At 71.2% G+C, this 236-nt stretch carries 1 pseudogene; it reads left to right on the top strand.

Annotated elements, in window-relative coordinates:
• Positions 1-28: 28 nt before the first annotated feature.
• Positions 29-236, top strand: a pseudogene (locus tag G6018_RS10875) (endo-1,5-alpha-L-arabinanase); the annotation flags it as partial.

The raw sequence follows: 236 nt of genomic DNA, 5'->3' as shown, positions 1-236 counted from the left end.
GACCGGCGGGCCGGCCCCCTGTATCGGGATGGCCACCGCGCCCGGGATCGAGGGCCCGTGGACCCACGGCGGTGCGCCGATCGTCTGCTACGGGGCCGACGCGCCCTATCGGGATCTGGATCCGATGGACCCCGAGGTGGTGTTCACGGCCGACGGCCCGGTCATGTTCATGGGGAACTTCGAGGGGATCCACGCGGTGCGGATGAACCCAGCGGGGACAGCTCTGATCGGCGACC

The organism is Dietzia sp. DQ11-44, assembly GCF_014145205.1.
Taxonomy (GTDB): domain Bacteria; phylum Actinomycetota; class Actinomycetes; order Mycobacteriales; family Mycobacteriaceae; genus Dietzia; species Dietzia natronolimnaea.
This window is presented reverse-complemented; position numbering and strand designations above follow the sequence as displayed.